Here is a 14059-nt window from a genome sequence, read left to right as displayed (position 1 = left end):
TGGATCGGCCTAAGCCGCGAGGCCGAGGTACCCCAATTGCGCGGCCTTGAAAATCGTCTGGCTGCGGTTCACCGCGTCCAGCTTCTCGCCCGCGTTCTGGATGTGGAAGCGCACCGTGGCGTGGCTCCGCGCGAGGATCAGGCTGATTTCCTTGTCGGTCTTGCCCACCGCCGCCCAGCGCAGGCATTCGACCTCGCGCTTGGTCAGCTGGCAGTCCATCGGCAGCCATTTCCGCGTCCGCATCAATTTCACGTAACCCGCGAGGAAACGGTGGACCCATACGGCCCATTCATCAGCGAAATTCTCGTAGACCTCTGAAAGGTCGCTCAGATTCCGCGCCGATCCGATCACCGCGACGCCGATCTGGCCGAACGGCAGGTGCACCGGGATCACCACGGCGGCATGGCACATCGCCCTTTTGTCGAAGTTCGAAAGGTCGATACCGTCGAGGTACGGGTTCGGCTGCTGCGTGCGGAAGCCTTCCTCGTTCGCCCAGAACGGCTCGCTCTCATAGCGGCAGGCGCGCAACAGCGGAGAGCTGAGTGCGACGCGGTGCTCGCTCCACTGCCGCTCTTCGTCGCTCACGAAGCCGAAAACTTCCGAAGAGAGCGTGTTCCCTTCGTCGTCCACCATTGGCCGCTTCGAGCAGATATTGTCGGTAATCGCGATCCGGAAGCTGGGCGCGTTGCGTTCCACCATGTCGCGCAGCGCTTCCGAAGCGGGACGGATGTCGCTCATGGTGCGTACCGAAACGCGTGCAATATCATCCTGCAACGTCACGTTTCTCTCCCCAGTATGGTCGTCCGCTGCCGAGTCGGACTCATTTGAGGCATATTTCAACATGCCACGGACCGGGTGACAAGAGTGTGACGCATTCTAAGTATCTGCGGTTCAAGCCGGGTTCAGCCGTGCGGCTTTCAAGTAACGCTGCGGCAGGCGCCATTGATTTCGGGGACTCCCCGTCGCATGGTCTGCCCGAAACCGACAATGAAGCGGGAGACACACGTTGATGTTTCGCATGGGCAGGGCCGGATTGGCAGTGTTCTCGTTGATGCTCCTCGCGGCGACGGCGCGCGCGCAGGATGCCAATGCCGATCTGGCACCGGTTCCGGGCAGCGAAGCCGCCTACGGCACGATGTCGGCCGAGGTGCCGCCGTCGACCGCGCCCGTGGCTCAAACGCCGGCGGCGCCACCGCCTCCGCCCCCGTCAGAGCCCTCCGCGCAAAGTGGCGTGCCCGCGGCCCCCGCCACCACTGCCGCGCCCGGTGCGGTCGGCGATGGCGACCTGCAGCCCGTGTTCAGCCAGAGCGAAGTGCTGACCGCCGCCGAGAACGTCTTCGGGCGCGGCGCGGAAGGCCTCGCGCGCATGATCGAAACGGTCTTCAAGGATCTCGGCCAGCCCAATGCCTATGTCGCAGGCCGTGAAGGCGGCGGCGCCATCGGCGTCGGCGTCCGCTACGGCGAGGGCAAGCTCTACCACAAGGTGGAGGGCGAAATGCCGATCTACTGGCGCGGCCCGTCGATCGGCTTCGATGTCGGCGCCGACGGCAGCAAGACGTTCATTCTCATTTACAAGCTCTACGACACGCAGGAGCTGTTCCGCGCCTATCCGGCGGCAGAGGGCAAGGCCTACATCATCGGCGGCCTTTCCGCGCAGTATGTGCAGCGCGGCGATGTGGTGATCGTGCCGATCAAGCTCGGCGTCGGCTGGCGGCTCGGCGTCAACGCCGGGTACCTGCGCTTTTCCAAGAAGAAGAGCTTTCTGCCCTTCTAGCTTCGGTGCATTTCAGATCGCGCCGCTGTCGACGAGCGCGATGTAGCGGTCCATCGCCTCCGCCGCCTTGTCCGACAGGTCGATGAAGCTCCGGCGTCCGTCCTCGGGATCGCTTCGCCGCGCCAGCATCCCCGCGTCGGTCATGCCCTTGATCCAGCGGAGCGCCGTCGTCGTCGGCACGTCGGCGGCGATGCAGAGGCTGGACACGCTGACCTGCTTGCCCTCCAGGCGCGCCGCCGCGAGGTCGAGCATGATGTCCCAGGCCGGATCCGCGAAGAGTTCGGCCGGAAAGAACTGCTTGCGCGCCTGTCGTTTGCGGATGATCTCCCGGATACTCCGCGCGGTTTCAGCGGCGCTGCGGTCCGTCACAGCCGCGGGCAGCACGGGGCCATCCTTCATGCTCGCAAGGCGCGCGAGCTGATCGGCAATACGGCTGACTTCGTCGCTCAGCATACCGATCTGGACGAAGGCGTCCGGCCCTTTTTCACGGACGCCCGCCGCGTAACCCTGCCCGATGTCGATGCGTTCGAGAATGCTCAAGATGTCCTCGGCCCCCAGCGGCCATGCGGCCAGTTCGACACCTTCAATATCCATAATGGATATCGCGCCGTCCAATGCATCGTCGTCCAGAATGACTATAACTGGTGCAGTTTTGGACAGAATTCCTGCCTCCGCCAAAGGCCGCTCCGTGCCGGCGACGAGGCCGTCCCGTGCCGCCACGACCAGCGGCAGCTTTGCCAGCGGTGCAGGCGGCTCCGCGAAGAGCGCGGCGGTATCGATCCGCGCGTGGCCGATACCGGCGGCATCGAGGGTCGTGCGGAGCGCTGTCTCCAGGGCTTGCGGCAGCGCCAACTGGATACGCGCTGGTCCCGCCACGGAAAAGGTTTCGGCCATACGCTTCCCATAACACGACGCGGAGCGCTGTTTTCGCCCCTCATATTTCCGAACCTGACCAGCGGCGCTGATACCAGCCGGAAGCGTGCAAGGAAATCGCGAATTGACCGGGCAGGTTCAGGGCTGCTTCGTCAGCCACACCCAATGGGAGAGCGCGTTCCGCACGCGGGCATTGTCGGCGTCCCCGACCGCCGTGGCGGCCCCGCGCAGCGTCGTACCGTCCAGCTTGAGCGCGAGGTGCACGAAATAGCTGTAGCGCCGCGCATCGGCGTTCGGAATGTGCGCGTTGAGGTCACCGTCGAAGAGTCCCTTGTCGAACCGCGCCTTCGAAACGAGCGTCGGCAACTGGTCGCCGAAGGTCGCGCGGATCAACCCGTCGTTTTGAAAAACGAGTTCGACAGGCATCTCCGTCTCAGGTGTCGACAGCGTCCCCTTCCACGTTCCCGCAAGTTCAGGGGTCGGTGCGAATGGCGGAAGTGGCGGCTCCGACGGCGCGGGCGACGGCTTCCAGCCCGGCAGCATGATCGCAGCGATCTTGTCGGCAATGATCCGCGGCGCCGGGCTGCTGGAATTGGTGAGCACGACGAGGGCGATATTGCGATCGGGGAACAACTGCATGATCGTGGCGACGCCTGCCATGCCACCCGAATGCGAAACGACGCGGTAGCCGTCCTTCGTTCGCACGTTGAAGCCGATGCCATAGCCGCTGCCCTCATCGCGCGCAGCCTGCGGGTCGACCGGGCGGTGCATCTCGTCAATCATCGCCGCAGTGAGGATCGGCTTTTGGCCCGGAAGCCGGGTCTTGAGGTGGAAGCCGGCGAAACGGACGAGGTCGTGCGCGCTGGAAAAGACCGCGGACGCGCCCGGGTGATCGAACGTGTAGAACGGGACCCGCTCTCCATTCCGGCCATAGCGCATGGCTGCGAACGCTTCGAGGCCGGGGCCAATATCGACAGACGTATGCGTAAGCCCAAGCGGGAGAAAAACCTCGCGGCGCATAAAGTCCGCATAGCTGAGCCCAGAGGTGCGGCTGATAATCTCGTCGAGAATGCCGAAGCCGAGATTGGAATACTGAAACCGCTCGCCGGGGGCGCTTACGAGGTTTGCATAGCGCTGAATGGTCTCCCCCATCGGCGGCCGGGCAACAGTCTCGTCCTCGTAAAAGAACTGATAGTGCAGCGGCAGTCCGGCCGTGTGCCCCGCAATGCGCCGAACCGTCGCCCCGCGCGCGTCACCCACGCGCGCGGTAAGCTTTGCGCTACCGAGATAGTCATCGATCGGGCGGTCGAGATCGATCTTGCCGCTCTGCACCAGTGTCATCAGCCCGGTGGTCGTGATCGGCTTGGAAATGGAAGCGAGCGAATACATCGTATGCGCGTCCGCCGCGATCCGCTTCTCCCGGTCGGCCCAGCCGAAGCCTTCCTCCCAGACGATCTTGCCATCCTGCATGACGGCAACCGCGATGGAGGGCACGCCATTCTCAACCAGTTGCTCCCGGATCGCCGCACGAACAGGATCGAACCGGTCAGCCTGCGCAGGCACCGCGACGCAAAGAAAAGCGAGTGCACACCACAACCCGCGCGTGAACCTAAACCCCATCGCCTCGCCTTCTCCCAATATGCCTCTATTTTCAATAATTGAAAAAATGGAAGAAAAAAGGAGAAAATGCGAAAGCGAACGGGGTTCGCTACAGACAATATGTGATCATTGGAGAATGGTCGGGGAGACAGGATGCGAATCCAACAAGCCCCTTGACACAGGAATCGCAATGAGTCGCGCGTTTTCAAAGACTTATAATGACACCCGCTACACGACTTGCTACAGAACTTGCTACAGAGCAAGGGGCGTAGGTATGATTTCGCAGCACCTGTTTCAGCGTGGCAAAAGGGGAACGTGGCATGTGCGCATTGCTGTCCCACGCCAGCGGCAAACCCTTGGCGGTCCACGCGAGCGCATCAAGTCACTTGGCACGACCGATCGCCAGCTTGCCGAGCGCAAAGCCCTCCCCATCATCGCGGCGTGGCGAGCCGAATGGGATGCAGGCGACCGAGAGAACACACCGGCGACACCGGCGATCACGAAGCACATGCCTTCGGTCGCTGAGATTGAGCAGGCGGCAGTGGAATGGGGTTACGATCAGTACACCGATTTCATTGCGCGCAGCAGAAAGCAGCTACGCGGCGTCTCGCCGGACAAGTGGGCCGAACACGTAACCGAGCGCAAAGCGAAGCTAGCGTTACGTGCGCAACAGGTCGCCACTGGCGACTTTTCGCAGATTGCGCCTACGGCAAGGCGTATCGCCGATCGCCTCGGCTGGGAAATCTCGACCAACTCCGACGACTTCGGCTTGTTCTGCCGCCACCTCGCGACGGCAAGTCTCGACGCGCACCGCGTCACCGCCGCCGAAATCGAAGGCCAGTATGACGCCGCCCCAGCTTCGCCACTCGTGCAGGAAGTCAAGAAGCGCACAGCAGCCAAGGCCAAGCCCGGCGAGGCTATCATGGAGCTGTTCGAACAATACGCGCGCGAATGTGTCAGCGAGGGCGACAAGCGCGCCGACGGCATTGCACCGGACCGCGTCGTCATCGCGCAATTCGCGGAGTTCGTCGGCAAGGACCGCGCACCGAGCAGCATCACACGCGACGATGCGGTAGCGTATCGCGACGCCCTTCCCCGCATCCCGACGAGCTATTCGAAAAAGAAGGACTATCGCGGTCTAAACATTCACCAAGCAATCGAGAAGGCCGACCGTCTGAACGCCAATCGGCTTTCGACGATCACGCAAGCGCGCTACCTTTCGACCGTCTCGCCGTTCTTCAAATGGCTGAACAACAAAAACAAGATATCGTCGTTTCCGTTCGCCGGGCTGACCATCAATACAAAGAAAATCAAGGGAAAGAATCCACGCCCGCCGCTCGATAAGGATCAGCTCAACACCATTCTGAAATCTCCGCTATTCACTGGCTTCCTTGCTCATGGGGAGGAACACCGCGCAGGAAACAAGCACGCCGACGACTGGCGCTATTGGATACCACTCGTTTGCCTGTTCACCGGCGCGCGCATCGGCGAGATTGCGCAGCTTCTCGTGAATGACGTGCGGAAGGTGCAGGACGCATATTTCATCTTCATCAAGGAGGACGAGAAAACCAATCAGCGGACGAAATCCAAGCAGGGACGGCACGTGGCGGTTCATCCGACGTTAGAAAAACTCGGCTTTGTCGAGTTCGTGAACAACGAACGCGCAATTCTGAATCTGAATGGAGAGCAGGATCGCCCTCTATTTCCAGAGATCAAGCCGGACAAGCGCGGCCAAGTCGGCGCGACACCCTCGCGCTTCTGGCGTGACTACCTCGCGGCGATCGGGGCCAAGCGCGGCGCGGACGGTATCGGCACGCATTCGTTTCGTCACACAATGGCCGACGAACTCCGCAAAGCAAATTATCGAGACGATGAAATCGGCGCGCTGATCCTCGGCCATTCGAACAAGACCGTGACGAGCGGTTATGGCCAACTCCGCGAGGGCACTGCGCAGATGATTCTCGAAATGATTTCGTCCGTGAAATTCGAAGGCGTCGAGTTTGAACACCTCATTCCTGCCGAAAAACCGACATCGCATTAGGCGGGTTTTAAGATACCGCCACGCATCGATAATAAAATTCTGCTGTCAGGCAGCCGACGCATTAACATCGACGCGTGGCGGGGCCTTGCCGGGCAAAATTTGACGTATTGAGATTGCATTATCGGGGCGATTCGCGCTCGCCGGGAAATTAAACGATCCAGCATCAACGCCGCGATCTATCGAACTCCGCCGATGGAATATCCTCCAACTCCGGCGAGGATACAATGCCCTCATTTTCGGAGTGTTTTTCCTTTCCCGCGCGCCCGCGTGATATTTATATAAATATATATATATAACTCTAGGATTCAGAATCAGATTCAAGATTCAGAATCAGAATCTAAGATTCAAAAAATTATCTGATTTTTGTTTTCTTCGAAAACAGGCTGCGCCCGTTTTTTGTATATGTTTTTAACCTCGTCGGTGTTCTCCACGAAATCCCCCCTTCCCTTTTCAGTCCCATTTCGTTATCATGGTGAAACTTTCGACTTGCCGTCGATAACGGCACCGCGTGGTTTGCGGTTAAACAGCCCGCCCGGCGTTCTCAGAGGGAACGGACCGGAGTGGCCGCTGACGCCTTAACGTCGAGCAGAACGAAATCGGTCGCACGCTTCGGCGTCGGCAGCCTCCTCGATAGGCTTACAAATCGGGGCCTTCGCCTTCACGGCGTCGAGATAGACCCTCGCTGGCTTGCCAGCACGCGCAAAAGCGCCCGTCTCCCCTAGGCAGTGGGGAAATCCAGATGAAATTGAGACGGAGTTTATTGCGTGCCTTCCGCAAGTCGGAACAGTTCGCCCAGCCTTGCTGCACAGATCGCAGCATGGCGTGATGGCAGTTCGGGGTTCTTCAAGTTCCTCGACGACGTGCAACCGCGCGTTCGCAGTCACACGGGTGGGTTCACACCCTTCGTTCCCGGCCCTCGCGAAGCAGCTGAAATCACCAAGGCCCTCGACGGCAAAGACATATCGGTCGCGGTGTTCTGCTGGCCGCGCCGACACGGCAAGTCCGTTACTTCGGCAATGGTCATTGTGTGGCGCTTCCTCACGCGTCAGACCGAACAGGTTGCCGTGGTGGCGAACAGCGAACGACAGGTTGTTGACACCGCGTTCCGCACGATCCGCGAGACCTTCGAACAAACCCCTTTCCTGAAACGCCTCGTCAATGCTGGCACGGTCAACGTGCTTCAAGATCGCATCGACCTCGCGGCGACTGGCAGCACCATTCAAGCATTCAGCGCGAACCCAGCGGCGTTGTGGGGCAAGAAATTGTCATGCGCCCAAATCAGCGAACTTCATGCAGCCCCAAATGGCGATGCGGTATTCGCAGCCCTCGCCGGTTCATTGCTCGACACGGCGGGAAGCCTGATGCTGATCGACAGCACGGTCTCTCCGAAGTCATCCAAGCTGTACGAGCTATACCAAGCCGCAACGCATGAGACCGACCCCGACCCCTCGATTGCGTTCAGTCATATCGAATACGCCGACCTTGAAGACGCCTGCCGTAACGCGCCGCCGTGGATCAGCGAAACGAAGCTGCGTTCGCTGTCGCGCCAGATGCTGCCGCATGACTTCGCGCTTTATCATCTCAACCGCTGGCAGGATGCGACCTCCGCGCTATTCCCGCCCGACATCCTCGCGGCGTGCATCGAAGAATACCCCCTCGACCTGAAAGCCCTCACGAACGGTTCCGCCTACATTGTCGGCGGTGGCCTCGACCGCGCGTTCGGCGGGTCCAAGCATGGTGACGCAACCGTGACCGCCTGCGTGGCAAAGATCGTCCTGGACGACGAAGAGCATATTTATGTGCTCGATGCTGACGCGGTGTTCCTTGGCCGATTGGGCGGCATCAAGAGCCGTTTCGACGGCTACCACAAAGAGCACGACATGACTCGCCTGACGCTGGAAAGCTATGGTGCTCAAGACGTCGCCGATTGGGCAGCAACGCGCCCCTATTCAGACGACGTTGACGTGGTCCACCCTTCCCGCCGCACGAAGTACGCCGCCTTCACCACGCTCTATCAAGCCGCTGCCGAGCAGCGCCTGCATATCCATCCGAAGTTCAAAGAGCTGATCGCGGAGATGAAAGTCTTTGAAGTCCTATCGGACGGCAAGGCCACGGACGGCGAGGCCGCAATTCCGAAGTTCACGCATCCGCGCGGCGCGCATGACGACTTCTTGCACGCGCTTTGCTGGGCCGCGTACGGCCTGCGGCACGTCTCGCTGAATCCGTATGAAATCGAAAGCGTGAATTGCAATGGTCGCGGCGCGGACGTTGCCATGTGCGTTCTGAATGGCGGCGGCGTCACGCCGCTATGCGCCACGTCATGCCGTTCGATGCGCGAAGTTCACCGACTGTTCGAAGGCTATCGAAGCAGAAAGACGGTGTCACCGCTGACCTTCGAAACATTCGTGATGGAAAAAGTGAAAAATGTGGGGGCACATACAATGCCCAGATGATTTTCTTCGTGACTCCGATCACGAAATGAACTAAACTTATGCCCTATTTGTGTGTTTTTGAAAGCATGTTCAGTTGTTCTGGAAATCAGATATTCTTCGTGTAGTGCAATCGAGCACTGAACGCAAGGCAGAAATCGCTAAACGTCTCGACTATTATTTCGATAATCAGTCAGATTACACGTACCGTCTTGTCGCCAAGCGATGGTCTAACCCCGAGCGCTTCCGTTTCTTCTCGCTGAACGTGGTGCGCGCGATCACCGACAAGCGCGCCAGCACCTACCGCATTGCGCCGCGCCGCATGTTCACGGGGATCGATCAGGAAATCGGGGACGCGCTGTACCGCGCGATGAACGCCGACGCGGTCCTGAAGAAATCCAGCAAGCTCCTGAAGCTCACAAAGACCGCCGCGCTGCAAGTCGGCTGGAACGAAGACAGTGCCAGCCCAACGCTGAACGTCCTCACGCCCAATATTCTCGACGTTGAACACCCCGGCGATCCTGAACGCCCCGCGCGCATGATTGTCACGCACACCGCCACCCGCGCCGAAGACGTATCTTATTCCGAGTGGACCGCTGGCGAGTTCCGCCGCCTCAATCATCGTGGCGCGCGCCTGCCGATCGAAGGCAACCCCGACGGCGTCAACCCGTATGGGCTGCTGCCGTTCGTTCCCTTGTTCGACCGCCTCCCTGATGCCGAGTTCTTCATTCCCGGCGGTCGCGACCTGATCGAAGCGCAAGACGCGATCAATGTGGCACTTACGAACCTCTGGCGCGCCGTGGAACTCCAGAGTCACGGCCAAGCATGGGCGAACGGCCTGCGCGCAAACGAGGTGCTGAACTTCGGCCCTGATCGCGCGATTGCACTTCCGGCCAACTCACAATTCGGCTTCGCCAGCCCCAACGCCCCGATCGCGGAAATCCTCTCCGCCATTGAGTTCGTCATTCGCCAGATCGCGGCGATCTATGACGTCGGCGCGGACGTATTCGACCTTAGCAAGACGGCGGAGTCCGGCAGTGCCAAGCACGCCGAACGCATAGCGCTTAAGGAAGCGCGCCTAGACGATATCGCCCTCTGGCGCACTTACGAACACCGGCTGTTCGAAGTCGTCAAGCGCGTGGTCAACACGCACACGCCCGGCGCGATCCCCGAGTCCGCCACGGTCGCGATCGACTTTGCCGAACTTCAAGACCAGCTGACCGAAGCCGAAGCCCTCGATAACGCGCGCACGAAAATCGAACTCGGCATTTGGTCGCCTGCCGACGCGATCATGGCCTTGTCGCCGGACTCCTTCCCCGACCGTGCCGCCGCCTTCGCCGAACTCGCACGCCGCCGCGACGAGACGGCAGACCTCGCCCTCCCCCTTTGAAAGTCGAAACAATGAGTGACGAACCCAAACCCGACGACAACGCCGCGCCGATCACGCCGACGCCGACGCCTACACCCGCGAATGATAACGCCGACGCGCTGAAAGCCGACCTCGCGGCCGCAACCGACGCACTGCGCGCCAGCGTTCCCGATCACCTGAAAGCGATCGTGCCGCCAAGCCTCAGCGGTCGCGAACTCGCTGATTGGATTGCGCAGTGCCGCGCGACAGCAATCTGGGAGCGGCCCGCCGTTCCCACCACCGACACCGGCAAGCCGACTATTGCCCCGGTGACCCCCGACCCCACGACCCTGCCGGTGTTCGCCCGCATGGCCGCTGGCTACCGCAAATAATCAATAGAAAGTGAGTTGAACAATGTTGACGATCACCGAGTGGGCCAAGCTAAATCCCACGCCCCTCGCCTCCGGCGTTGTGGAAATCTTCGCCGCTGAAAATCCCGTTCTCGCCGCGCTACCGTTTATCAACGTCGCGGGCAGCGCCTTCCGCTACAACCGCGAGCAGACTCTGCCGGGTGTCGCCTTTCGTGGCTTCAATGAAGGTTACGAGGAGTCGACGGGCGTCATCAATCCGCTGACCGAGTCCCTCACCATCCTTGGCGGTGACTCCGACTTCGACGTTGCGCAGATTGCCATGCAGACCGGCGATAATAATACAAGAGCGGTCCACGATTCAATGAAGGCCAAGGCGGCAACGCTCACGTGGCTGCGGACGTTCTTCGACGGCGACAGCACCGCGAACCCCAAGGCGTTCGATGGTCTCAATGTCCGCCTCACGGGAAGCCAGGTACTCAGCGCTGGCACGAACGGCGCGGTGCTTACGCTCGAAATGCTGGACGATCTTTGCGATGCCGTGCGCGGTACGCCTTCCATGCTGCTTATGAACAAGGGGCTTCGCCGCAAGGCTCGCCAGCTGGCCCGCAGCGTGAACGCACTCACGATCACGACCGATCAGCTGGGCCGCGAACTCGACGGCTACGCGGGCGTTCCCTTCGGCATCGTCGAAGAGGACGAAACCGGCGCTGAAATCCTTGCGTTCGACGAAACGCAGGGTTCGTCCAACGTCACCTCTTCGATCTACGCGGTGCGTTTCGGCGCGGACACCTTCCACGGCATCCAGACCGCACCGATCAGCGTGCGGGATCTTGGCGAAGTCGATGACAAGCCCGCGCTGCGTACCCGCATCGAATGGTATTCCGGCGTGGTCATCAAGCACCCGCGCGCCGCCGCACGCCTCAAGGGTGTTCGCGCCATCTAACCGATACTCGGTGCCCGCGTGCCACGTGGCGCGGGCACGAGGCATCGCCGGAGCGTTCTTCACTTCGGCGGCGGGCAAGTCAGTAAGTGCCCGTATCTGAAAAAACACTGACAGCCGGTGGCGGACCTATCCTAGCCGCGCGACCGGCCTTTATTCCCGAAGGCAAGGCCCATGTCAGACGATACCGAAACCGACGAATACGAATATGAAGTCACCGCCGCGATCGTCGGCGAAAACTCCTACATCAGCGTTGAGGATGCAGGCGAGCTTGCCGAGCAGCGCCTTACCTCCGCCGCTTGGACCGCAACCGACGCCACCACGTGCGCGCGTGCGCTGATCCACGCGACCGCCCTACTCGACCGCATGAAGTGGCTAGGCCAGCCTGCGACCACCACGCAACCGCTGGTATGGCCACGCACCGGCGTGATCCCGAACGATCGCAGTCTCCGAACACTCAGCCTCTTCGCAACGCCGACCACGCCACCGGCGCTTGCAATCGCGACCGCCGAACTTGCCTTTCACCTACTCGCCAATCCCGAGCCCGCAGACCTGCGCGTGCAGATGCGCCAGATCGGCCCGGCGATGGAAATGTATTTCCCCGACACCCCCGACGAAATCCCCGTCCATGTCCGCCGCCTCATTGAGCCGTATCTACGCACGCCAAGCGCCTACACGGCGGAGGTGCTGCTATGACCGCCGATAACGAAATCGACCGCCTCGCCGAAGTCGCCGAAAGCGAACTGCTCGCGGTCATCCTGCCGATCTTTGAAAACGCCCTCACGGCTGTCGATGCCCAGACCATCGAAGCGATCTTGAACAACTTCGAAGACGCCGAACATACGACCGCGCAGCTTACCGCCGCCCTTGGCTTCTATAACGACGACTTCGAACCGCTGCGCGACCTCATCCTCGACGAAGATAGCCCCACAAGCGCAATCGGCGGCCTCGCCGAACTCTTCGCCGGTGTCGCCATCCTTGCCGCCGCAATGTTCGGCAGCGCCTTCCTCGACAATCACCCGCTGTTCCGCGCAGGCCGCACCGAATACGCCCGCGATGCAATCCGCCGCCTGTATGCCGATGACTCCATGTTCATGCGCGATGCCATCGAACGCGCCGTCACCTCATCAGGCACCACCACCGCCATCGCCCGCCAACTCCGGCGATCGGTCGGCCTCACCACCACGCAGGCCAAGCAACTCGATACAATGCGCCGCTTCCTGCATGACGAGATCGCGGCGGGCACCACGCGTCTAAAAGGCCAAGCACGCCTTGATGCCGTAAGCGCCCGCGTGCAGCGCCTACGCGGCCACGTCACCGCGCCGCAGCGCCAAATGGTATTCGCGGCCCTTACGAACCCCGGCAAGTTCACACCCGATCACGCCGACGCACTCCTAGACCGCCACGCGACCGCCCTACGCAAGCACCGCATGAAGGTTGCCGCCGCCATGCACACGCACACCGCAACCGAAGGCGGCAAGCTCATTGGCTGGCAAATCGCCGAAGCCCTTGGCGCGGTCCCCGTAGGCACAAAGCGGTTCTGGCGCACCGCTGCCGATGAACGAGTCCGCCATGCCCACGCGCAGGTTCCCCGCATGAATGCATCCGGCGTTGCACTGAACGAACCGTTCGACACACCCCTCGGCCTCACGATGATCCCGCCGCTGGAAATCAACTGCCGTTGCCGCGTGTATGTCAGGAAGCCGCAGGCATGAGCGCAAGCGCCTCCCGCCGCCACATAACCACCGATGACGAACCGATCGCCGATGACCTCGCACCCGAACAGCGACTGTTCCGCGCGGTCATCTGCGAAGCCGTCCGCGATGCGATCGGCTTACCTACCGAACGTCCAGAGAACCGCGACGTTGTTAAGTCGCGCGCACGCACATGGTTTGAACGCGGCGGCGCTGACTTCCGCACGGTATGCGAAGCCGCTGGCCTAAACCCCGATCACGTCCGCAAGGAAATGCTGGCATTCTTCGAAGGACACCGCCCCGTCACGCGCGACCTGTTCCCGAAAAGCAGCCTGTTCCGCAAGCACCGAAACCAGCACACAAAGAGGCAGCCCGCCAATGACGAATGAACACACACCGGCGTTCGAACTCGTCGTCGCGGGCCGCAAGATCGATCAGCGCACCATGCCCGCGCGCAGGTTTAAAGCACTCGGCAGCGAACTCACAACGCAGCTTGGCCGCGAACCTACCGCAGCCGAACGCATCATGCTTATGAGCGCGGCGACCTTATCGATGCTGCTTGAACAGGAAACGGCGGACCTATTGGAAGGGAAAGCCATCGATCACGAAAACCACCGCAAGAACGTCGCGGCCCTTCGCCAGCTGCTTATTCAGTTGGCCATGGCAAAGAAGAGCCGCGACATTACGAAGTCAGATGCCACACCCGGCGATGCCTTCGGGGCGGCGATCATTGAGGCGAATAAAGGCTAGGCGAGCTTCCTATCCGCCTCTTTGTACAGAAGCTCCAAAAGCTCATCGAGCTTCGTGCTGATTTCCGCAAGTAGCACACACGTTGTCTCAGAGTTGATCGCTGTCGCTTGCTCGACGGTCAGTATATCGCTGTTTCTTATAGAAAATGAGCAAGCGGTCTGCGTGGCTTCATTAAATTCAAAATCCATCACAATCACCTTTATTGAAATGCCAGCGCCACCGACGCTATCATCTATAGCC

General features: G+C 60.9%; 14 protein-coding genes. 10 read left to right on the top strand and 4 right to left on the bottom strand.

Going from position 1 to position 14059, the window contains the following annotated elements; translation table 11 throughout:
- Positions 1-9 precede the first annotated feature (9 nt).
- Positions 10-780 carry a helix-turn-helix transcriptional regulator gene (locus tag H2052_RS03835; RefSeq protein ID WP_293778296.1) on the bottom strand — a complete coding sequence of 257 codons (771 nt, stop codon included), beginning with the start codon at positions 778-780 and terminating at the stop codon, positions 10-12.
- A gap of 229 nt (positions 781-1009) precedes the next feature.
- On the opposite strand from H2052_RS03835, the gene H2052_RS03830 reads away from it, so the two are divergent.
- A complete protein-coding gene (locus H2052_RS03830; protein ID WP_293778452.1) occupies positions 1010-1774 on the top strand; it encodes a DUF1134 domain-containing protein in 765 nt (254 codons plus the stop codon).
- Between the two features lie 12 nt (positions 1775-1786).
- On the opposite strand, the gene H2052_RS03825 is transcribed toward H2052_RS03830, so the two are convergent.
- On the bottom strand, positions 1787-2668 hold the full coding sequence (locus H2052_RS03825; RefSeq protein WP_293778294.1) for a winged helix DNA-binding protein: 882 nt from the start codon (positions 2666-2668) through the stop codon (positions 1787-1789).
- Positions 2669-2785: 117 nt separating this feature from the next.
- Positions 2786-4267, bottom strand: a complete 1482-nt coding sequence (locus H2052_RS03820) for a serine hydrolase domain-containing protein (RefSeq protein ID WP_293778292.1) — start codon at positions 4265-4267, stop codon at positions 2786-2788.
- Between the two features lie 253 nt (positions 4268-4520).
- Here H2052_RS03820 and H2052_RS03815 point away from each other — a divergent pair, with 253 nt between their 5' ends.
- From H2052_RS03815 to H2052_RS03775, 9 genes are all read left to right on the top strand, one after another.
- Positions 4521-6287 (top strand): DUF6538 domain-containing protein, encoded by a 1767-nt coding sequence (locus tag H2052_RS03815; RefSeq protein WP_293778289.1) that lies wholly within the window; start codon positions 4521-4523, stop codon positions 6285-6287.
- Between the two features lie 764 nt (positions 6288-7051).
- On the top strand, positions 7052-8740 hold the full coding sequence (locus tag H2052_RS03810) for a terminase large subunit (RefSeq protein WP_293778286.1): 1689 nt from the start codon (positions 7052-7054) through the stop codon (positions 8738-8740).
- A gap of 103 nt (positions 8741-8843) precedes the next feature.
- Entirely contained in the window at positions 8844-10106 is a 1263-nt protein-coding gene (locus H2052_RS03805; protein WP_293778283.1) for a hypothetical protein, read from the top strand.
- Between the two features lie 11 nt (positions 10107-10117).
- A complete protein-coding gene (locus H2052_RS03800; protein ID WP_293778280.1) occupies positions 10118-10456 on the top strand; it encodes a hypothetical protein in 339 nt (112 codons plus the stop codon).
- A gap of 22 nt (positions 10457-10478) precedes the next feature.
- On the top strand, positions 10479-11378 hold the full coding sequence (locus tag H2052_RS03795; protein ID WP_293778277.1) for a major capsid protein: 900 nt from the start codon (positions 10479-10481) through the stop codon (positions 11376-11378).
- A 171-nt stretch (positions 11379-11549) separates the two neighbouring features.
- Positions 11550-12071: a DnaT-like ssDNA-binding protein gene (locus H2052_RS03790; RefSeq protein ID WP_293778274.1), complete on the top strand. Its 522-nt coding sequence runs from the start codon at positions 11550-11552 to the stop codon at positions 12069-12071.
- Positions 12068-13090 (top strand): hypothetical protein, encoded by a 1023-nt coding sequence (locus H2052_RS03785; RefSeq protein ID WP_293778273.1) that lies wholly within the window; start codon positions 12068-12070, stop codon positions 13088-13090. Before H2052_RS03790 ends, H2052_RS03785 begins: the two co-directional genes overlap by 4 nt.
- Entirely contained in the window at positions 13087-13458 is a 372-nt protein-coding gene (locus H2052_RS03780) for a hypothetical protein (protein WP_293778271.1), read from the top strand. Before H2052_RS03785 ends, H2052_RS03780 begins: the two co-directional genes overlap by 4 nt.
- Entirely contained in the window at positions 13448-13819 is a 372-nt protein-coding gene (locus H2052_RS03775; protein ID WP_293778269.1) for a hypothetical protein, read from the top strand. The genes H2052_RS03780 and H2052_RS03775 overlap by 11 nt, the downstream gene beginning before the upstream one ends.
- On the opposite strand, the gene H2052_RS03770 is transcribed toward H2052_RS03775, so the two are convergent.
- Positions 13816-14007, bottom strand: a complete 192-nt coding sequence (locus H2052_RS03770; RefSeq protein WP_293778267.1) for a hypothetical protein — start codon at positions 14005-14007, stop codon at positions 13816-13818. The genes H2052_RS03775 and H2052_RS03770 overlap by 4 nt on opposite strands.
- Positions 14008-14059: the final 52 nt, after the last annotated feature.

Origin of the sequence: Sphingosinicella sp. (assembly GCF_013911755.1) — a bacterium.
Taxonomy (GTDB): Bacteria; Pseudomonadota; Alphaproteobacteria; order Sphingomonadales; family Sphingomonadaceae; genus Sphingosinicella.
This window is presented reverse-complemented; position numbering and strand designations above follow the sequence as displayed.

Excerpts from the sequence above, each read along its gene's own strand:
- H2052_RS03825 (WP_293778294.1), bottom strand. The coding sequence starts at position 2,668 with ATGGCCGAAACCTTTTCCGTGGCGGGACCAGCGCGTATCCAGTTGGCG.
- H2052_RS03800 (WP_293778280.1), top strand. The coding sequence starts at position 10,118 with ATGAGTGACGAACCCAAACCCGACGACAACGCCGCGCCGATCACGCCG.
- H2052_RS03785 (WP_293778273.1), top strand. The coding sequence starts at position 12,068 with ATGACCGCCGATAACGAAATCGACCGCCTCGCCGAAGTCGCCGAAAGC.
- H2052_RS03770 (WP_293778267.1), bottom strand. The coding sequence starts at position 14,007 with ATGGATTTTGAATTTAATGAAGCCACGCAGACCGCTTGCTCATTTTCT.
- H2052_RS03775 (WP_293778269.1), top strand. The coding sequence starts at position 13,448 with ATGACGAATGAACACACACCGGCGTTCGAACTCGTCGTCGCGGGCCGC.
- H2052_RS03780 (WP_293778271.1), top strand. The coding sequence starts at position 13,087 with ATGAGCGCAAGCGCCTCCCGCCGCCACATAACCACCGATGACGAACCG.
- H2052_RS03795 (WP_293778277.1), top strand. The coding sequence starts at position 10,479 with ATGTTGACGATCACCGAGTGGGCCAAGCTAAATCCCACGCCCCTCGCC.
- H2052_RS03790 (WP_293778274.1), top strand. The coding sequence starts at position 11,550 with ATGTCAGACGATACCGAAACCGACGAATACGAATATGAAGTCACCGCC.
- H2052_RS03820 (WP_293778292.1), bottom strand. The coding sequence starts at position 4,267 with ATGGGGTTTAGGTTCACGCGCGGGTTGTGGTGTGCACTCGCTTTTCTT.
- H2052_RS03830 (WP_293778452.1), top strand. The coding sequence starts at position 1,010 with ATGTTTCGCATGGGCAGGGCCGGATTGGCAGTGTTCTCGTTGATGCTC.
- H2052_RS03815 (WP_293778289.1), top strand. The coding sequence starts at position 4,521 with ATGATTTCGCAGCACCTGTTTCAGCGTGGCAAAAGGGGAACGTGGCAT.